The organism is Streptomyces sp. JW3 (assembly GCF_052216785.1).
Lineage (GTDB): Bacteria > Actinomycetota > Actinomycetes > Streptomycetales > Streptomycetaceae > Streptomyces.
In genome coordinates, this window is record NZ_JBQOUX010000086.1 from 12,683 (window position 1) to 32,322 (window position 19,640).

Genomic DNA, 19,640 nt, shown 5'->3' on the forward strand with positions numbered 1-19,640 from the left:
ACACAGCCGAGCGCGGTGTCACCAATCGGCCCCCACGGTACTAGGCGGGCGGCCCGCAGGGCAAAGCCCTTACCGTCGTCAGGGCGACCGCAACGTCCGGCGGGTTGACGCGTTGATCAGGTCATGTTGCATGTCACCCGCCTCCTCGGCGCCACCGCCCTCGGCATCGCCGCCCTCTCCCCCCTGTCCGCCGCCGCGCCCGTCGCCGCCACCCCCGCCGCCCCGGCCGATCGCCTCGCCCCGCCGCCCGTCAGGGACGAGGACCGGGCCGACCACCTCACCGTCACCGTGCGCGACGCGGGCGACGGCAAGGACGGCACGTACCAGCTGTACTGCCGTCCCGGCGGCGGCAGTCATCCCGACCCGGACGCCGCCTGCGCCGCGGTCGACCGGAGCACGCGGGCCGGGCAGGACGCCTTCGCCCCCGTACCCGAGGGCAGCATGTGCACCTTCCAGTACGGCGGCCCGGCCACCGCGCACATCACCGGCACCTGGGCCGGCCACCGCGTCGACGCCACGTACGACCGGCGGGACGGCTGCCAGATCGGCCGCTGGGACCGGCTGGTCCCGCTCCTGCCCGACCTGCGGCCCACTGCCTGAGCAGTCCGAGGACGTGCGGTACAGGCCGGGGACAGGGGGCGGAACGGTTCCGCGAAGGTCTCGCAAAGGTCCCGCGACGTCAGGGCGTACGGACACGCGTTCTCCGTCACTTCGACGTGCGACCTCCCTCGCATCCGGCGCCGCGGGCGCGACCCCAGCCCTTAGACTCCCTCGGGTGACACGTCGCGGGCCGGTTGGCAAGATGGCCCGAGCGGTCGGCAAGGTGCGGTAACAGGGAGGAAGGCGTCTCGTGAGCGGCAGGCCATCCCGGGGCGCTGCTCGCCTCGCAGCCATACTGGACGCGCTGCCGGACGCGTTGGTCCTGGTCAACGCCAACGGAACCGTCGTCAACGCGAACACCATCGCGCTGGAGGCCTTCGAGGCGCCCGGCACCGCGCTGGTCGGCCGCGGGCTGCTGGACCTGCTCCCGGAGTTCGACTCCAAACTCATCCCCGGCTCCATGCGGCGCCCCGACCACATCGACCCCCGGGCCCGCACCAAGCCGACCCGCATGGTCGCGCGGCGCACCGACGGCTCCGAGTTCCCGGTCGAGGTGGCCAGCGCCAACGTCGACTCCGGCCAGCCGGCCTACGACGCCTACGGCTCCCCCGGCGACGAACTGCTGATGCTCGTCGTCCGCGACCTGTCCGGCACCGTCGACACCGAGGCCGAACTGGCCCGTTCGCAGCGGCAGACCGAGATGATCCTGCGGGCCGCGGCCGAGGGTGTCGTCGGCACCGACACCGACGGCCGGATCGTCCTGGTCAACCCGGCCGCCGCCCAGATCCTCGGCTACCGCGCCAGCGACCTCGGCGGCCGCGAGCTGCACACCCTCGTCCTGCACTCGCGCGCCGACGGCTCCCCCTTCCCGTACGACGAGTCGCCGCTCGCCGACACCCTGCGGTCCGGGCGCAAGCACCGGGTGCGCGGGCAGGTGGTGTTCACCAAGAGCGGCGACCCGCTGCCGGTGGACCTGACCACCGCGCCGGTCCGCGACGGCGACCAGCTCGTCGGCGCCGTGATGACCTTCACCGACCGGCGGCCCTACGACGCGCTGCTGGAGGAGAAGGAACAGGCCGCCGAGCGGCACGCGGCGGAGCTGGAACGGCTCGCCGAGGAGCACGCCGCCGAGCTGACCGCGCTGCGCGAACGGCACACCGCCGAGCTGACGGAACTGCGCGAGCAGCACGAGGAGACGCTGGCCGCGAACGAGGAGCGGTACGCCGCGCTCGGCGAGCGCGAGAAGGACCGGTACGAGGCCCTGTCCGGCCGGCACGAGCAGTTGCTGACGCTGCTCGGCACCTCGCTGCGCGGGCCGCTGGAGGAGCTGCGGCGGGAGCTGGCCGCGCTCGCCTCCGACGACGCCGGACAGCTGTGGCCCGAGGCCAACCAGGTGCTGCACCACCTCTCGGCGGGCTACTCCCGCATCACCACCCTCATCGACAACGTGCTCGGCTACCAGCGGCTCGACGCCCAGGGCAGCGCGGGCGGCGGGGTCGCCCGCACCAAGGTCATGCTCGACGCGGTCGTCGCGGCCGGGGTCGACGGCGCGGTGGAGCTGGTCGGGCCGGGACGGGTGCAGTTCGCCGTGCACGCGCCGCCCATCGAGGCCGAGGTCGACGCCCGGTTGCTGGCGACCGCCCTCGCGCACCTCGTCGCCGACGTCGCCGGGGTCGACGCGACCGGCAACGCGCCGGTCTCGGCGGGCGGTTACATGGACAACACCGTCGTGGTGGCCGCCGCCCAGCGCGGCGAGGTGGTCCGCATCGAGGTACGCGGGCCGTACGCCGGGGGAGACCCGGTGCACCAGCCGATCGTCCGCGGCATCGTCCGGGCCCACGGCGGCGTCCTCCAGACGCACGAGGTGCCGGGGATGAGCGGCAGCGCGTACGTCCTCGAAGTCCCGATCGGCGGTGGGGCGGGGGCCGTCGAGGCCGCCGTACCGGCCCCCGGCGGGGTCGTCGCGGTCCCGGACCAGCCGGTCTCCGGTGAGCCGGGACCCGGCGGTGGCGGGGGCCGGCGCCGGGCGCGGCGCGCTTCGGTCGACGCCTTCCTGGAGAGCGAGGTCGGGGGGCCTGGCGACGGCGGTGTCGGTGGCGGTGGCACGGAAGGCGGTACGCCGACCGGCCGGCGCAGGCGGCGCGCGGTCCCGGAGCCCGAGGCGGCACCCGCGCCGGTGTCGGCCCCGGCCGACGGGTCCGGGCGTAGGCGCGGGCGGCCCGCCGAGGACGTCGGTGGCGGCCCCGCCGCCCTGGAGGCGCCGGTGGCCGCCGGGCTTCCCGGGGTCACCGAGGGGGCCGTCGTCACGGCGGCCGAGCACGCCGCCGGGACCGCGGCCACGGGCAACAACCTGGGCGGGACGGTTCCGCCGCGCGGGGTGCCCGGCCCCGAGGCCGCCGGACGGCGCGCCCTTGGCCGCGACGGCGAACAGCACGCGTTGCCGCCGGCGCTTCCCGCGCAGGGCGGCGAGGGCGACGCGGGCGGTGCAGACGGTGCAGACGGTGCAGACGGTGCGGGGAGCCAGGACGAGCAGTCCGAGGCGGGCCAGCCGACCGGGCGTCGGCGCCGGGCGCTGGCCTCGGCGGCCGAGCGCGCCGCCGCGCAGGAGGCGGGCCCGCGCCAGGTCTTCGCCCTGCCACCGGCCGACGCGGACCGCCAGGCTTCGGTGCCGCCGGGGAGTGGGCAGGCTTCGGTGCCGGGGCAGGTTCCGGCAGCGGCTGCGGGGGGGCCGGTACCGGCAGCGGCTGCGGGGGGGCCGGTACCGGCTGCGGGTCAGGTGCAGGCGCAGACGCAGGTGCCAGGACCGGCTGCGGGCCAGGTTCCGGGGCAGGGGCAGGGGCAGGGACAGGTCGCTGTTCCGGGTGCGGGGCCGGCTCCGGGCGCGGCTCCGGGACAGCCCTTGGTCGCGGCTGTGGGCCAGGTGCCGGGACAGGTACCGGTTCCGGGGCGGATGACGGTCCCCGCTGCCGGGCAGGCCCCGGTCCCGGCCACCGCCACCGGACAGGTCCCGGTTCAGGTCCCCGGGCAGCTGCCCGTCCAGGCACCGGGGCAGTACCCCGTCACGACTCCGGGGCAGATTCCCGTACCGCCTGCGGGTCAGACCCCCGTACCGGCTCCGGGGCACCCCCCGGTGCCGGCCGCAGGTCAGCCGGCCGGGTCGGCTCCGGGCGGGACGGCTCCGGGCGGGACGCCGGTCCAGGCCACGGGCCAGGTTCCCGTCCAGGTCCCCGGGCAGCTGCCCATCCAGGCACCGGGGCAGCAGCACCCCGTACCACAGGCGCCGGGGCAGCCTCTCGTACCACCGGCCCCCGCCGCAGGGCACGCCCCGCTCCCGGCGCACGCGTCGGTCGTTCCGGGGGCCGTCGGCGGGGCGGCGGGGGACGGTGGGCGGCATGACGCCGTTCCGCAGGATCAGGCCGACGAGCACACCCCGCCGCAGCCGCACCCCACCAACGCGCCGACGGGCCGTCGGCGCCGGGCGGTCGGTTCGCCGCCGGAGCCGTTGGGCGCGGGGGAGGCGGACGGTCAGCCGCTGCCCCCGCAACCGGCACCGGCACCGGCGCACTCCCGCCCGCAGCCGTGGCCGGCAGCCGGTGACACCTCCGGCGCCGGTCTGCCCGTACCGCCGCAGGCGCCCGCCGCCGAGACCACCTCCGGGCGGGGCACCCCGCTGCCGCCGGAGAACGCGCCCGGGGCGGCCCAGCCGCTGCCCGCCGAGGCCGCGGCCCCGCTCGATCCGGACTCGACGCAGGGGCGGGCGATCAGCGTGCGGACACTGGGGCAGGGCGTGCCGTTCAACCGGCAGGCGGCCCAGGTGCAGCAGCCGACGGCCACCCCCGCCCCGCACCACCCGAACGGTTCCGGACGCCGCCGCAAGCTCGGTACCCCGCCCGACCCGGCCGCCGGCCGCCCGGAGCAGGGCACCCAGGGGGCGGCCGCCCGGCCGCATCCCGAGCAGCCGGCCCGGATCGGGCAGCCGACCGAGGGCACCGGACGGTCGTACGCCATAGGCGCACCGGACAAGGACGCCGCCGAGGGACCCGAGCCGCTGGACGGGCCCGGCGGGGCGGTGGAGGTCGCCGATCCGCCGCGGCCGCAGCCGATGGACGACGAGCTGCCGCCGGAGCCCCTGGACAACCCGCGCCGGCTGCTGGTGTGGCCCGCGCCGGACGTCAGTACCCAGCAGGCGCTGAGCGACCGCGGCTACCGGCCGGTCGTCGTGCACTCGCGCGAGGAGGTGGACGCGCAGATCGCGGCGTTCCCCGCCGCGCTGTTCGTGGACCCGCTGACCGGGCCGATCACCCGGACCGCGCTCCAGTCGCTGCGGCAGGCGGCGGTGGCCGCCGAGGTGCCGGTGATGGTGACCGCCGGGCTGGGGCAGGCGTCCCGGGACGCCGCCTACGGGGCCGATCCCGCCGTACTGCTGAAGGCGCTGGCGCCGCGGGACAGCGAGCAGCATCCGCCGCGGGTGCTGCTGATCGAGGAGCACGCGGAGATCGCGCTGGCGCTGACGGCGACGCTGGAGCGGCGCGGCATGCAGGTGGCGCGGGCCGCGAGCGACGCGGACGCGGTGACGCTGGCGGGGCAGTTCCGGCCGAACCTGGTCGTGATGGACCTGATGCGGATGCGGCGGCGGGAGCCGGGTGCCGGGTTCGCCGGGATCATCGACTGGCTGCGCGCCAACGGGCAGCTCAACCGCACCCCGCTCGTCGTCTACACCGCCGCCGTCGACCAGGCCGATCTGCCGCGGCTGGCCTCGGGGGAGACGGTGCTGTTCCTCGCGGAGCGGTCCACCAGCGCCGAGGTGCAGGCCCGGATCGTGGAGCTGCTGGCCCGGATCGGGACCAATTAACGACCGTCGGCCCCAATGATCCCCGGCTTACCCCGACCCCCGACCTCCGACCCCCGACCCCCGGCTCAACGACCCTCGACGGCGATGATCCTGCGGGCCGCCTCCTTGATGGAGGCGCGCAGGCGGGCGGCGTCGGGGGCCTCGCCGCCGACCAGGATGCGTTTCATCTGGGGGACGACCATCGCCCAGTTGGTCATCGCGACCAGCAGGAAGAGGAGGTCGGCGGCGGGGATCGCGTCGGTGACCACACCGCGCCGCTGGCCGTCGCGCAGGGCGGCGACCTTGCGGGCGTAGTGCTGCTGGCGTTCGGCCTCGTGCGGGAGTTCCTCCGCGCCGTACTCCAGGCCCTCCCAGAAGAGCAGGCGCAGCAGCTCGGGGTGGTCGACGTGGTAGTCCATCAGGCGGTCGATCCAGCCCTCGATGTCGTCCGGGTCGACCGGGACCGCTATGGCCAGGTCGAGCATCCTGTGCTCGAGGACGGTCGCGAACAGTTCCGTCTTGTTGCCGTAGTAGGCGTAGATCAACTGCTTGTTGGCCTTGGCCTCGGCCGCGATGCGGTCGATGCGGGCGCCCGCGACCCCGTGCGCGGCGAATTCCGCCACCGCCGCTTCGAAGATCCGCGCCTTGGTGGCTTCGGGGTCCCTTGCTGCCATGCGGCCAGGGTAGCCGCCCCGGCTCGGTAACCAACTATTTGGTTGACCGGAAGGGAATGCGGCGGCAGTCTCTTGAGTTGTCACCAACCAACCAGTTAGTTGCCCAGTCGCCTAATTGCCTAGTCGCAAGACCGACCGTGTGCGCGAAGGAGTTGTCCCGCCCATGTCGTCACCAGCACCCACCACCGAAGCGCCGGGAACCGGGACCGGGGCGGCGGCCCGTGCCGCCACCCCGCCGAAGCCCACCCTGCGCTCCCGCCTCTTCCTCCCCCTGATCGCCGTCTGCACCGCCGCCACGGCCGCCAACATCTACATAGCGGCCCCGCTGCTCCCCCTCATCGCCCGCGACTTCGGCTCCACCCCCTCGGCGGTGGCCTGGCTCGCCTCGGTCGCGCAGTTCGGTTACGCGGCCGGCCTGCTCTTCTTCGCCCCGCTCGGGGACCGGGTGAACCGGCGGCGGCTCGTCGCCGTGCTGACGCTGGCCGCCGCCGCGGCCCTGGTGGCCGGCGCGGCCGCGAACGGGACGTACGCCCTCGCCGGCGCCGTACTGATCGCCTCGGCCGCCACCGTCGTACCGCAGCTCCTGGTCCCGCTGGTCGCCCAGCGCGCCCCCGCGCACCACCGGGCCCGGCATGTCGCGGCCGTGATCGCGGGTCTGTTCACCGGCATCGTGGCGGCCCGGGTGGCCGGCGGCCTCGCCGGGCAGGCGTTCGGCTGGCGCTGGGTCTTCCTGGGCGCCGCCGCGCTGACCGCCGTGCTGGGCCTGGCGACCGCGGCCGTCCTGCCCCGGGAGACGCCCCGGCACAGCGGACCGCTGTTCGCCGGGCTCGCCGCGCTGCCGGGGGTGCTGCGGCACTCGCCCGACCTGTGGCGCGCGTGCGTGCGGCAGGCCGGGATGTACGGCGCGTGGAGCGCCATGTGGACCTCCCTGGCCCTGCTCCTCACCGGCGGCAGCGCGGTCGACGGGTACGGCATGACCACCGCCGCGGCCGGGCTGTTCGGTCTCTTCGGACTGACGGCGAGCGTGGTCGCGCCGCTCGCGGGCGGACTGGTGGACCGGTTCGGCGCCGCCAAGGTGGTGCGGACCGCGTACCTGGTCGCCGCCGTGTCGGTGCCGCTGTTCTGGCTGGGCGGTCAGATCATGGCGGCGCTGTGCGCGGCGGCGGTCCTGGTGCACGCGGCCCTGGTCGCCTCCCACGTCGCCAACCAGACCCTCGCCCTGACCACCACCTCCGCCCCGGCCACCGCCAACACGGCCTACGTGGTCGCGGGCTTCGCCGGCGGCGCCACCGCCTCGGCCCTCGCGGGCACCGCCTTCACCCACTGGGGCTGGGGCGGCGTGTGCGCGGTGGCCGGGGCTTGGCTGGTGCTGGGCTGGGTGGCGACTTCGGCGCGGGCGCGCCGGGGCGGGGTGGTCACGGGGGCGTGACGGTGGGGTTCGGCGGACGGACGTACGAGGACCGGCGAGGTCACGGGCGGAGAGACCGCCGAGGTCACGGGCGAGGGACCGGCGAGGTCACGGGCGGAGAGACCGCCGAGGTCACGGGCGGAGAGACCGGCGAGGTCACGGGCGGAGAGACCGGCGAGGTCACGGGCGGAGAGACCGGCGAGGTCACGGGCGGAGAGACCGCCGAGGTCACGGGCGGAGGGCGACCGCCGGGGTCACGGGCGGAGGGCGACCGCCGGGGTCTCCCTGACCGCCCCCCTTCGCCGCCCTACGAACCCGAATTGACCGCCCCACGAACCCGAACGCCCCGCCGCCTCACAGCCGAGTGACCGGCAGCTCCCCCGCGGCGTACCGGCGGCGCAGCACCTTCTTGTCGAACTTGCCGACGCTCGTCTTCGGCACCGCCTCGATGACCGTCCAGCGCTCCGGGAGCTGCCACTTGGCGATCCCCCGCTCGTCGGCGAGGAAGGCGCGCAGGCTCTCGAAATCGGCGGTGGCGCCCTCCCGGAGGACCACCGTGGCCAGTGGACGCTCGCCCCACTTGTCGTCGGGCACGGCGACGACGGCGGCCTCGGCGACCTCGGGGTGGGCCATCAGCGCGTTCTCCAGGTCGACGGACGAGATCCACTCGCCGCCGGACTTGATGACGTCCTTGGCGCGGTCGGTGAGGGTGAGGTAGCCGTCGGGGGAGATGGTCCCGACGTCGCCCGTCTTCAGCCAGCCGTCCGCGCTGAACTTGTCGGCGGGCCGCAGCGGTTCGGCGGCGGGTCCGCCGTAGTAGGCGCCGGCGATCCAGGGGCCCCGAACCTCCAGCTCGCCGGCCGACTCGCCGTCCCAGGGCAGCCGTTCGCCGCCCGGGCCGGTGAGGCGGGCCTCGACGCCGGCCGCGAACCGGCCCTGGGTGACGCGGTAGCCGAACTCCTCGTCCGTGCCGATCGCGTGGGCGGGCGGCATGCACACCGTGCCCAGCGGGGACGTCTCGGTCATGCCCCAGGCGTGCCGCACCCGCATGCCCAGCGCGTCGAACGCCTCCATCAGCGACGGCGGACAGGCGGAGCCGCCGATGGTCACCTGGGTGAGGGAGGAGACGTCCCGGGGCTCGGCGGTCAGCTCGGCGAGCAGGCCCTGCCAGATGGTGGGGACGGCGGCGGCGTGCGTCGGCCGCTCGCTCTCGATCATCCGGGCCAGCGGCGCGGGCTGGAGGAACCGGTCCGGCATCAGCATGTTGACGCCGGTCATGAAGGTGGCGTGCGGCAGACCCCACGCATTCACATGGAACTGGGGCACGACCACCAGTGAGGTGTCCTGGTCGGTCAGGCCCATCGACTGGGCCATGTTGACCTGCATGGAGTGCAGATAGACGCTGCGGTGGCTGTACACCACGCCCTTGGGGTCGCCGGTGGTGCCGGAGGTGTAGCACATGGCCGCCGCCGCGCGTTCGTCCAGCTCCGGCCAGTCGTAGGCGGCCGGCTTCCCGGCGATCAGCTCCTCGTACTCGTGCACCTGGACGGCGGCCGCGTCGAGCGGGGCCCGGTCGCCCGCGCCGGAGACGACGACGTGCTCGACCGTCTTCAGGTGCGGCAGCAGCGGGGCGAGCAGCGGAATCAGCGAACCGTTGGCGATCACGACGCGGTCGGCCGCGTGGTTCACGATCCAGGCGAGCTGCTCGGGCGGGAGGCGGAGATTGAGGGTGTGCAGGACCGCGCCCATGGAGGGAATCGCGAAGTACGCCTCGACATGTTCGCTGTTGTTCCACATGAGCGTCGCGACCCGGTCGTCGTCGCCGACGCCCAGGTCGTCGCGCAGGGCGTGCGCGAGCTGGGCGGCGCGGGCGCCGATCTCGGCGAAGGAACGGCGGTGCGGCTCCCCCTCGCCGGTCCAGGTGGTCACCTGGGAGGTGCCGTGGACGGTCGACCCGTGGGTCAGGATCCTGGAAATGAGCAGCGGTACGTCCTGCATCGTGCTCAGCACGGTGACCTCCCGGGGCGACATTGCCTACGCGGCGGTAAGGGGTGCGCTGATTCTGCGCACGTACCACGCGGTATGTCACTAGGTATCGGTGATCGATCACCGATCGCACCCCGCTCGGCCCACTCGCGGGGCCGCGCCCGGCCGCTCACGAAGGCCGGCGTCAGCCGCTCGTCGGAGTCCGGGTCACCTGGATATGCCCAGCTCGGGGTCGAGTTCCGGGTCGTCCCGGAGTTTGCCCAGGGCGCGGGAGACCGCCGACTTCACCGTGCCGACGGAGACGCCGAGCACTTCGGCCGTCTGGGCCTCGCTGAGATCCTCGTAGTACCTGAGGACGACCATCGCCCGCTGGCGGGCGGGCAGCCGCAGGATCGCCCGCCACATCGCGTCGTGCAGCGCCTGCTGCTCGGCCGGGTCGCTGCCGCCGGGCACGGGCTCCGGCTCGGGCAGTTCGTCGCACGCGAACTCGTCGACCTTGCGCTTGCGCCACTGCGAGGTCCGCGTGTTCAGCAGGGCCCGCCGGACATAGCCGTCCAGCGCGCGGTGGTCCTCGATCCGCTCCCAGGCGACGTACGTCTTGGTGAGCGCGGTCTGCAACAGGTCCTCGGCGTCGCTCGGGTTCGCGGTCAGCGACCGTGCGGTGCGCAGCAGCACCGGCTGCCGGGCCCGCACGTACGACGCGAAGGACGGGTACGCGAACGGCTGCTGCGGCGAGACCTTGGGCAGGGCGGCCTTGGGCAGGGCGGCCTTGGGCAGGGCCTTGGCCGAGACCTTGGGCAGAGCCTTCGACGAGGTCTTCGGCTGGGTCCTGGACGAGGTCCTGGGCGAGGTCCTGGGCGAGGTCCTGGGCGAGGTCCTGGGCGGCGTCCTGGGAGACGTCCTGGGCGAGGTCTGCGTCGCCGGCCTGGCGGCGTCCGATGCCCTGGTGCAGACGGGTGTGGTCATGCCTCAACGCTATGAGCGACGGATACGGCCCCGGATCGGCCGCAGGTCCCGAAGCGGGCTCCGCCTCAGGTTGTAGGGGTGGGGCCGGCCCCACCTCCTGAAGGTGGACGAGGGGTGGAGGCGAGTGAGGGTTCCCCCGGTGCCCCGGCCCTGGGTCTGCCTTGGCGAGCGGGCCGGGGAGAGCCGCTGCGTCCGATGCCGAAGACGCCTGCGCGGCGGTACCGAAGTACCGCCGCGCGGACGCAACGCGACCCCATGAAGCACACCCGCTCTGCAGCTTCGGAGCGAGGGGCCGGTGCCGGTGAGCCCACACCCGCGCCGGCCCCTCAGCTCACCACCACAGCGGGGTGAAGTTGACGGAGACGTTGTCGTTGCCCTGGTTGATGTACGCGAACCGGGAGCCGTCGACCTGCGCGGTGTTGTTCTGGTTCGTGGCACCCGAGCCGACCGCCTGCTGCTGCGTGGTCGCCGAGTTGCCGTTGTTGTCGTCGCCGACGCCGCTGCCGATGATGCCCGCGTAGGCCTCGGCGGCGGTCGAGCTGGATCCGTCGTCCGCGAGGGCGCCGTTGTCCGCGGTGGCCACGCCGGCGAAGAGGGCGGCGGCGAGCGGCAGGGCGGAGACGGCGGCGATGACGCGGGCGGTACGGATGCTTGCCATGTGTGTTCCTCCAGAAAGGTGCGCACCGGCTGCTGCCGAAGACGCGAGAAGTACCTGAACCTGATCTGAACCGGCCTGTTCACCAGGGAAGTTGGCCATCCGCCCCGGTGCTGTGCACGACGTCGCGTGATCAGAGTTGCCCATCGGATCCCCGGCGAACCACCCCCATCGCCCTGATTCGCCCTCAAGCGTGAGGACAAGTCGATAAACCCTTTTGCGCCCCTTGCGTCTCAGCTCAGGACAGGAGGGACAGCAACACCCCAAGCCCCGCAAGAGGTGAAGCGTTCCGGCACACCCACCCCCGACCGCCCCGCCCCGGCGTGTCGCACGCACGCCCCTTCCCTTCATCGAACGCGCGTACGAAAATAAAGTCATGGCCACCACCGACCGGCAGGCCACGACGCTGGCCCTCGCACACGCCCTGTCAGCCGCCGAACGCGGCCTGGCCGTCATCCCGCTGTCCCGGACCAAACTCCCGGCGCTGCGCTCCCCGCACCGCGACGACCCCGACCCCACCCCCTGCCACGGCGAGTGCGGCCGCCTCGGCCACGGGGTCCACGACGCCACCACCGACCCGGCCCGCGTCCGCGAACTGTTCGCCGCCGCTCCCTGGGCCACGGGCTACGGCATCGCCTGCGGCCTGCCGCCGCACCACCTCATCGGCGTCGACCTGGACACGACACCGGACGCCGGCTCCTCGACCGCCCTGCGCGAACTGGCCCTGCGGCACCTGTTCACGATCCCGCCCACGGTGGTCGTCCTCACCCCCAGCGGTGGCCGCCACCTGTGGCTGACCGGCCCGCCCGACGTCGTCGTCCCCAACTCGGCCGGCCGCCTGGCACCCGGCATCGACATCCGCGGCGCCGGCGGCTACCTCGTCGGCCCCGGCTCCCGCACCCGGCACGGCGCGTACACCACGGCCCCCGGCACCGCGCACCTCGCGCCCGCCCCTTGCCCACGCGCCCTACTCCGCCTCCTGCTCCCCGCGCCCCGCGCACACCACCGCACCACCGCCCCCTCCCCGTCCGCCGCCCACGGCCAGGGCCTCGTCCAGTTCGTCCGCTCCGCCCACGAGGGCCAGCGCAACACCCGCCTGTTCTGGGCGGCCTGCCGCGCCTACGAGGAGGGCCTCGGCCCCACCCTCACCGACGCCCTGCTCACCGCGGCCCTCCACACCGGCCTCACCGAACCCGAGGCCCGCGCCACCCTGGCCTCGGCGGCACGGATGACGGGGCATCGACCCTGACGGCCCCTGCCCTCCCCCAGACCGTCATCCCCTCAGCCGCAGACTGCGGACATGGCAACGGCCCCTGACCATACGTACTGGTCAGGGGCCGTTCGCCTGCGGTGGGTGTGGGATTTGAACCCACGGTGACATCGCTGCCACGACGGTTTTCAAGACCGTTCCCTTAGGCCGCTCGGGCAACCCACCCCGCTCCGGCCGGCAGGGGCGGAGCGGGTACAGCGTACCGGGAGCGGGCCGGTCAGTCGTCGCCGGACTTGGAGCCCAGGGTGAGGTCGACGGTGTTTTCCTTGCCGTCGCGCTTGTAGGTGACCTTGACCTTGTCGCCGGGCTCGTGGGTCCAGATCTCGCCGATCAGGGTGGGGCCGCTGTCGATCACGCGGTCGTCCAGCTTGGTGATGACGTCGCCGGGCTTGAGACCGGCCTTGTCGGCGGGGCCGCCGGACTCCACGGGCTCGGTGCCGCTGACGCCCTGCTCGGTGATCTGCGCGCCGTCCGTCGTCTCCTCCAGGGAGACCGAGGCGCCGATCCTCGCGTACACCGGCTTGCCGGTCTTGATCAGCTGCTGGGCGACGTACTTGGCCTGGTTGATCGGGATGGCGAAGCCGAGGCCGATGGAGCCGGCCTGGCCGGTGCCGCCGAGGCCGTTGCTCGCGGACTGGATCGCGGAGTTGATGCCGATGACGTTGCCTTGGGCGTCCAGCAGCGGGCCGCCGGAGTTGCCCGGGTTGATGGAGGCGTCGGTCTGCAGGGCGCTCATGTAGGACGCCTTGCTGTCGGCGCTGCCGTCACTGGAGGCGACCGGGCGGTTCTTGGCGCTGATGATGCCGGTGGTGACGGTGTTGGACAGGCCGAACGGGGCGCCGATGGCGATCGTGGAGTCGCCCACGGCCACCTTGTCGGAGTTGCCCAGCGGCAGCGGGTTCAGGTTCGAGGGGGCGTTCGCCAGTTTGATGACGGCGACGTCGTAGCCCTGCGCGTGGCCGACCACCGAGGCGTTGTACTTCTTGCCGTCGGGGAAGGTGGCGGTGAGCTTGCCGCCGTCCACCGCCTCGGCCACCACGTGGTTGTTGGTGAGGATGTGGCCCTGCTTGTCGAAGACGAAGCCGGTTCCGGTGCCGCCCTCGCCGCTGGTGCTCTCGGCCTCGATGGTGACCGTGCTGGGCAGCGCCTTGGCGGCCACGCCCGCGATGGTGCCCGCGTCGCGCTTGACCGAGCCGCCGGTGTCCGAGGCGGAGACCGTGGTGGAGCCCGAGTCGTTGTTCTCGGCCAGCGTGTAGCCGAGGCCGCCGCCCAGACCGCCCGCCACCAGGGCCGCGACCAGGACGGCGGCGACCAGTCCACCGCGTCCGCCGCCGGACTTCGGCGCGGGCGGCTGGTACGCGGCGCCCCAGCCGCCGGAGCCGTCGCCACCGCCGTAACCGGCCCCGCCACCCGTGCCGTCGCCGCCGCCTCCGTACGGGGCGGCCGGCGGCGGGGGCGGCGGCCAGGAGGCGTCGGGGGCCGAGCCCTGCGTGCCGGGACCGGACCCGTACGGGGCCGGGCCGGCCTGTCCCTGACCCGGTCCGGCCTGCTGACCCTGCGCCGGTCCGCCCTGGCCGCCGGGGTGTCCCTGGGCAGCGCCGCCCTGTGCTGCCGGCGGCTGCGGGGAGGCGGCTGCGGGAGTGTCCACCGGCACGGGGGGTGCGGACGGGGCCGGAGGAACCGCGGTGCCCTCGTTCTCGGTGCTCACAGCTTTACTCCTCGATCCACGGCTGTTGTTCGGTCACACTGAGTCGCACTCAGCCACGCTCGTGCGCGCCGGCCCGGACGGGTCCGACGCGGTGTAGCTGTGCATGTCTTCGCATGTCTTTTTGTATGCCGTCAGCTTTTCCCACGGGCCGTCAGAGCACCATAAGCGGTCGCTGTGGGTCCGCGGTTATTTCTTACATAGGGAATGTAAGACATACCGGTCAGGATGGACCGTCCGTGCCGCCCCATCCGGCTCCCACCTGCCTCCGCGCGGTGACACCATGACGCGGTGACCCACGCACGACAGCACCGTATCCAGGTCGTCGCCCACCGCGGGGCCTCGGAAGAGGCCCCCGAGCACACCCTCGCCGCGTACACCAAGGCCATCGAAGAGGGTGCGGACGCCCTTGAGTGCGATGTGCGCCTGACGGCCGACGGCCACCTCGTGTGCGTCCACGACCGGCGCGTGAACCGTACGTCCAACGGCCGCGGCGCGGTCTCGGCGATGGAGCTGGCCGACCTGGCGGCGCTGGACTTCGGCTCCTGGAAGACGCGCGAGGCGTGGCGGATGCGCGGCGAGGAGCCGCAGTGGGAGCACCGGCCGGAGGACCGGGAGGCGACGTCCGTACTCACCCTGGAACGGCTGCTGGAGCTGGTGGCCGACGCGGGGCGCCGGGTGGAGCTGGCCATCGAGACCAAGCACCCCACGCGGTGGGCGGGGCAGGTGGAGGAGCGGCTGCTGATCCTGCTGAAGCGGTTCGGGCTCGACGCGCCGGCCGACGCGGACGACACGCGCGTGCGCGTGATGAGCTTCTCGGCGCGTTCGCTGCACCGGGTGCGGGCCGTCGCGCCGACGCTGCCCACCGTCTACCTGACGCAGTTCGTCTCGCCCCGGCTGCGCGACGGGCGGCTGCCGGCCGGTGTCCGGATCGCGGGCCCCTCGGTCCGCATCGTGCGCAGCCATCCCGCCTACATCGAGCGCCTTAAGCGGGCCGGCCACCAGGTGCACGTCTGGACCGTGAACGAGGTGCGGGACGTGGACCTCTGCGTGGGTCTGGGCGTGGACGCCATCATCACCAACCGGCCCCGCGCGGTGCTGGATCACCTCGGCCGCTGAGACCCCCGGCCGGTACGCCGGCCCGGCGGCCGCGGCCGGCCCGGCGGTCGAACCGGCGGTCGAACCGGCGGTCGAACCGGCGCAAATCAGCCATCTGGTTACAGGGAGTGCTCCGGCGCGTTCGGAACGTGTTCGGGTGTGTCGAATGCGTCACCGGGCGGGGATCGGCCGGTTTCCGGTTCAGGCCAATGGGGCATCCACACCGTGGCGTGGGGCAAAGGAGGTCTCGGGGGTGGCGTTGGTGGTGGCACAGGAGGTGCCGACGTCGTCGAGCATGACCGTTCCCCATGGCCCTTCGGGCGTGGGAAAGGCAAGACACCGCATGCGTGATCAGCTGCGCAAGGGCGGGGTCACGGAAGCGGTCATCGACGACGCCGTACTGATCCTTTCCGAACTCTTGAGCAATGCCTGCAAACACGGCCGGCCCCTGGGCGACGCCCTGGCCGGGGACGGTGACGTCCGTGCCGCCTGGCGGGTGGACGCCGGCGGCCGGCTCCTGGTCGAGGTGACCGACGGCGGCGGACCGACCCGTCCGGCCCCGGCCACGCCCTCGGTGACGGCCCACGGGGGCCGCGGGCTCAACATCATCACCGCGCTGGCCGACGACTGGGGCGTACGTGACGACGCCCGGGGCGAGGTCACGGTCTGGGTCGTCGTGCACGACGACGTGTACGACCCGGACGCGGGGCACCGCCGTGACGACTTCGCCGCGCGGGTGGGCGCCCCGGCGGTGGCCGACATACCGGGACTGGACTTCGCGGACGCGTTCGACGATCTGGGCTGACGCTCCGGTACGTGCTCGATCCGATCGGTACGTGCGTCGGTGGAGGACGTACGCGAGTCCATCGGTACGCACCCGAGTCAGTGACGTGTCCCGGACGGCGGCGTACGGGAGCCGGGCCCCGGCCGACGGGTCCCGACCCCCTCATCCCCGCCCCGGAGTTGTCCACAGGGCCCCGTCGCCCGGGACGTGAGCGGCTAGGCTCGCGCCCGTACCAGAAGAGCCGTAACCGGGAGACACCCACGATGGCCAAGAAGCGACCCCAGACGAAGGCCAAGCGGCCTCAGCTCGACGCGGAGGTCCCGGTCGTCGGCGCCCGCGAGCCCTGCCCCTGCGGCAGCGGTCGCCGTTACAAGGCCTGTCACGGCCGGGCCGCCGCGCAGGCCGTGACCGAGCTGGTGCAGCGCCCGTTCGAGGGGCTGCCCGGCGAGTGCGACTGGGTGGCGCTGCGCGAGCTGGTGCCGGCCGCCACGGCCGAGCTGCCGCTGAAGGGCGGCCTGCCCGAGGGCGTGCCGTCCGTCACCCTGGCCACGGTGCTGCCGATGGCCTGGCCGGCGCTGCGCCGCGACGACGGCTCGATCCTGCTCGGGCTCCAGAACGACACGCCTTCCGGTGACATCAGCCGCGACCTCGCCGACACCCTCCGGCGCGCCCTGAGCGCCGAGCCGGGTACGCCGGTCCAGGCCGGCCGCGCTCCGGCCGACGGGCCCCGGCTCCAGGACCTGCTCGACGCCGAGGGCGTTTTCGAGCCAGTGGTGCACGAGGGCTTCGAGTTCTGGGTCCCGGACGCGGAGAACGCCACGCCCGAGGTGGCCGCCTCCCTGGAGCGGGCCAACGCCGCGGCCATCCCGACCGTCCGGCTCCAGGGCGTGGACGCCGCCTACTGGTGCGAGACACCGGAGAAGAACCACCTGCGCTGGGTCATGCCGCACGAGGAGGAGCGGCTCCTGGACGCGCTGGCGCGGCTGCACGCGGCGGGCCGGTCGTCCCTCGGCGAGGGCACCCGGCTGGTCGGCTCGTTCCGCGCCCACGGGCTGATCGTGCCGGTCTGGGACCTGCCGAGCGCCGTGTCCGCGGCGGACATCGAGAAGCCGGCGGCGGAGTTCGCCGAGCGTCTCGCCGAGGCGCTGGAGGCGGACGCGCCGCTCAGCGCGGAGGAGCGCCGGGCCCGCGGCGGCCTGACCAACCGGCAGGTCACGCTCAGCTGACGGCGTCCGCCGGCGGGGAGGGCGGGAGAGGTGACTCCGGTCACAACTCCCGGCCGGGACAGGCAAGTCGATGACCGGAAACACCGAGACGGAATTTGCTAACCGCCGATCTCTTGTTACCGTTCGAGTAGCCCGGTTGCTGGTGCATCCCCCGTCGCCAGCAACCGGGTCTTTGTGCGTCCGCTCTCGTTCACCGAGCGCGGTCGCGGCCCGACTCCCCGTACGCCTGGGCGGGAACTCCCCCTGCACCCGGGCGAGTTGGCCGGACCCCCGCCGCTACAGCTCGGGCGCGCTCACACCCGTACGGGTCAGGGCGTCGACCACCGCGTCGACCACGGCCTCCACGTCGGGCACCCAGGGCGAGGACGAGCCGGGCAGCGGGGCCCGCTCCCAGCGGACGGGGCCCGCGCCGGACTCGGTCGGGGGCAGCGCGAGGTAGCCGCCCTCACCGTGGAAGCGCAGCGCGCCGGGGACGAAGTCCTTGGCGTAGAGCAGCTCGCCCAACTGCTCCATGGAGTACGGCTTGACCAGGATCGACCAGCGGGCCGGCGAGGCGACCACCGGGCCGAGCCGCATGCCCATCCGGTCGAGCGCGACCAGCGCCCGGGCGGCCGGCAGCGCGGGCAGGGACACGGCGCACGGCGCGCTGCCGCCCGTGGCCAGGATGATCGGGGCGGCCGGCCGGTTGGCCCACCACCAGCGCACCATGCGCCCGTCGGCGGTGGCCGCGAGCAGCCCGGGGTCGAAGGGGTGCGCACCGGGCACCGTGCACTCCGGGTCGGGGCAGGAGCAGCCGGACCGCCCCTGTGGGTCCGCCGCCACGCCCGGGAGAACGGGCCACTGCCATTGGGTGGCGTAGGTCAGGGCCGCGCTGATCAGGTCAGGCCCTCCGTCGCCGCGCCGGGACAGGAGCCTGCGTCGCCTTCCGAGGATCTCGCGCATGAGCGCTCGTTCCTTTCCGTTGCACGCCTGGCAACACCGAGGTCCACATCACACCATGGGTCGATCTCTTCACTACGCGTATCTGCTGCGCACATCTGCTCGTATCTGCTGCGCGTAACTGTCGGCGCATCACACCTCGCCGGAGGCAAGGGAAACCCCTACGGGTCGAGCATCGGCTGCGTCCGCGGCCGGTCCGTCCATACTGCGTCCATCAAAAGCATGGGCGTGGCGCGGGGGTGGCGGAGTCTGGCGTTTTGCCGTCCCGCGTATTTCTCTCCGCCTCCGCCACGGGAGGATGGGGCACGGTCGTCGGTGGATAGGACGCCCGGGTCCATCGCCAGGTTCCGGATGGGCGTCAACCACCCCTGGCTTTCACCGAGTACGTACCCATCACGACCGCTGTGACGCTCCGTGAAGCACCACCAGTCGACCGCAACAAGACGTCCTCCGGGGCAGTTTCCGGCCAACTTTGTTTTTTCGCACAACACCGAGAAGGAAGTCACTTACGCCTCATGGACACCAGGAATCCCAGCAGGACAATGCTGGACATCTCCTCACGAGTGCGTGTACATGTGGAGACACTGCCGGCGACGCAGAATGACATGGGGGTTTGCGATGCTTTTGAGCAGTAAGGGCCGGTCGGGAAGCCGACTGCCATGAACGCGCCCCACCCTTCGAATGTGGCCGGAATCGATTCAACGGTTCCCTCACCCGCACACACTGTCGCGCCCGTTACGCCGGGCGCCCCCGCGGCCCGTCCGCACTCCCCCGGCGCCCCGGGCGCCCTCCTCCAGGACCGCCTCGCCGGCTGGGTGTCCGACCTCACCACGCTGCACGAACTGACCGAACGGCTGCTGCGCACCGGCACCCTCGCCGACGCCCTCGACGAACTGCTGCGCGCCGGAGCCGCCCTGGTGGGCGCGCGCCGCGGGCTGATCGTCCTGGAACCCGCGGACGGACTCGGCCCGGACACCTCGGTCGGCCTCGGCCTGACCCGCGCCGACCTCGGCCACCTGGAGACCGTGCCGCGCGCCGCACTGGCGTACGGACGGATCCTGGACGGACCGCCGGTCGGCGACGGCGGCCTCGCCGAGCCCGATCTGCTCGCCGAGGAGGGACTCGACCCCCGGCACCGCGACGTCGCCGTCCGCCTCGGCTACGCCGCCAGCTACGCGCTGCCCCTGCGGACCGGGACCGCCGGCCGGCTGGGCGCCGCCGTATGGCTGTACGACGAGCCCGCCGAGCCGCGCGAGCGGCAGCGGCACCTGGCCGGGCTGTACGTGCGCCAGGCCGCCGAGCACCTGGACCGGCTGCGCGAACTGGAGCGGGTGCGCGCGCGGATGGCCACGATCGCCGGGGAACTGCTGCCCGCGCGGCTGCCGCGGACCCCCGGTGTCCGGCTCGCCGCCCGGCACCGCACCGGCCCGCGCGGCGGCGGCGACTGGTACGACGCGCTGCCGCTGCCGGACGCCGCGCTCGGCCTCGCGGTCGGCTC

The 19,640-nt window shown here is 73.8% G+C and carries 14 protein-coding genes and 1 tRNA gene; 8 read left to right on the plus strand and 7 right to left on the minus strand.

Going from position 1 to position 19,640, the window contains the following annotated elements; translation table 11 throughout:
- Window positions 1-123 precede the first annotated feature (123 nt).
- Both ACTT8P_RS28270 and ACTT8P_RS28275 read left to right on the plus strand, forming a co-directional pair.
- Complete coding sequence (locus tag ACTT8P_RS28270) at window positions 124-600, plus strand: SSI family serine proteinase inhibitor (RefSeq protein WP_442834592.1); 477 nt, start codon at window positions 124-126, stop codon at window positions 598-600.
- Window positions 601-850: 250 nt separating this feature from the next.
- Window positions 851-5,452 (plus strand): PAS domain-containing protein, encoded by a 4,602-nt coding sequence (locus tag ACTT8P_RS28275; protein WP_442834593.1) that lies wholly within the window; start codon window positions 851-853, stop codon window positions 5,450-5,452.
- A 65-nt stretch (window positions 5,453-5,517) separates the two neighbouring features.
- Here the strand turns inward: ACTT8P_RS28275 and ACTT8P_RS28280 are convergent, their stop codons facing one another.
- On the minus strand, window positions 5,518-6,105 hold the full coding sequence (locus ACTT8P_RS28280) for a TetR family transcriptional regulator (RefSeq protein ID WP_442834594.1): 588 nt from the start codon (window positions 6,103-6,105) through the stop codon (window positions 5,518-5,520).
- Between the two features lie 163 nt (window positions 6,106-6,268).
- Between ACTT8P_RS28280 and ACTT8P_RS28285 the strand changes: the two genes are divergently transcribed.
- The gene (locus tag ACTT8P_RS28285) at window positions 6,269-7,534 is read left to right on the plus strand and encodes an MFS transporter (RefSeq protein ID WP_442834595.1); all 1,266 of its coding nucleotides are present in this window, start codon (window positions 6,269-6,271) and stop codon (window positions 7,532-7,534) included.
- 333 nt (window positions 7,535-7,867) lie between these two features.
- Here ACTT8P_RS28285 and ACTT8P_RS28290 read toward each other — a convergent pair whose 3' ends face one another.
- From ACTT8P_RS28290 to ACTT8P_RS28300, 3 genes are all read right to left on the minus strand, one after another.
- Window positions 7,868-9,544 carry a long-chain fatty acid--CoA ligase gene (locus tag ACTT8P_RS28290; protein ID WP_442834596.1) on the minus strand — a complete coding sequence of 559 codons (1,677 nt, stop codon included), beginning with the start codon at window positions 9,542-9,544 and terminating at the stop codon, window positions 7,868-7,870.
- Window positions 9,545-9,706: 162 nt separating this feature from the next.
- Window positions 9,707-10,261: a SigE family RNA polymerase sigma factor gene (locus ACTT8P_RS28295; protein ID WP_442834603.1), complete on the minus strand. Its 555-nt coding sequence runs from the start codon at window positions 10,259-10,261 to the stop codon at window positions 9,707-9,709.
- Between the two features lie 535 nt (window positions 10,262-10,796).
- The gene (locus ACTT8P_RS28300) at window positions 10,797-11,123 is read right to left on the minus strand and encodes a hypothetical protein (protein WP_361158993.1); all 327 of its coding nucleotides are present in this window, start codon (window positions 11,121-11,123) and stop codon (window positions 10,797-10,799) included.
- Between the two features lie 373 nt (window positions 11,124-11,496).
- Between ACTT8P_RS28300 and ACTT8P_RS28305 the strand changes: the two genes are divergently transcribed.
- Entirely contained in the window at window positions 11,497-12,369 is an 873-nt protein-coding gene (locus ACTT8P_RS28305) for a bifunctional DNA primase/polymerase (protein ID WP_442834597.1), read from the plus strand.
- 99 nt (window positions 12,370-12,468) lie between these two features.
- On the opposite strand, the gene ACTT8P_RS28310 is transcribed toward ACTT8P_RS28305, so the two are convergent.
- Both ACTT8P_RS28310 and ACTT8P_RS28315 read right to left on the minus strand, forming a co-directional pair.
- Window positions 12,469-12,555 (minus strand) — tRNA-Ser (locus tag ACTT8P_RS28310).
- A 52-nt stretch (window positions 12,556-12,607) separates the two neighbouring features.
- Window positions 12,608-14,098, minus strand: a complete 1,491-nt coding sequence (locus ACTT8P_RS28315) for a S1C family serine protease (protein ID WP_442834598.1) — start codon at window positions 14,096-14,098, stop codon at window positions 12,608-12,610.
- Window positions 14,099-14,386: 288 nt separating this feature from the next.
- Between ACTT8P_RS28315 and ACTT8P_RS28320 the strand changes: the two genes are divergently transcribed.
- The 3 genes from ACTT8P_RS28320 (at window position 14,387) to ACTT8P_RS28330 (ending at window position 17,203) form a co-directional block, all read left to right on the plus strand.
- On the plus strand, window positions 14,387-15,214 hold the full coding sequence (locus tag ACTT8P_RS28320) for a glycerophosphodiester phosphodiesterase (RefSeq protein WP_442834599.1): 828 nt from the start codon (window positions 14,387-14,389) through the stop codon (window positions 15,212-15,214).
- 145 nt (window positions 15,215-15,359) lie between these two features.
- Window positions 15,360-15,998, plus strand: coding sequence for an ATP-binding protein (locus ACTT8P_RS28325; protein WP_361158983.1), 639 nt, complete (start codon window positions 15,360-15,362; stop codon window positions 15,996-15,998).
- 242 nt (window positions 15,999-16,240) lie between these two features.
- Window positions 16,241-17,203 carry a DUF5926 family protein gene (locus ACTT8P_RS28330; protein WP_442834600.1) on the plus strand — a complete coding sequence of 321 codons (963 nt, stop codon included), beginning with the start codon at window positions 16,241-16,243 and terminating at the stop codon, window positions 17,201-17,203.
- Window positions 17,204-17,479: 276 nt separating this feature from the next.
- On the opposite strand, the gene ACTT8P_RS28335 is transcribed toward ACTT8P_RS28330, so the two are convergent.
- Complete coding sequence (locus tag ACTT8P_RS28335) at window positions 17,480-18,145, minus strand: bifunctional DNA primase/polymerase (RefSeq protein WP_442834601.1); 666 nt, start codon at window positions 18,143-18,145, stop codon at window positions 17,480-17,482.
- 656 nt (window positions 18,146-18,801) lie between these two features.
- On the opposite strand from ACTT8P_RS28335, the gene ACTT8P_RS28340 reads away from it, so the two are divergent.
- The coding region (locus ACTT8P_RS28340; RefSeq protein ID WP_442834602.1) for a GAF domain-containing protein at window positions 18,802-19,640 on the plus strand (839 nt) is incomplete at its 3' end.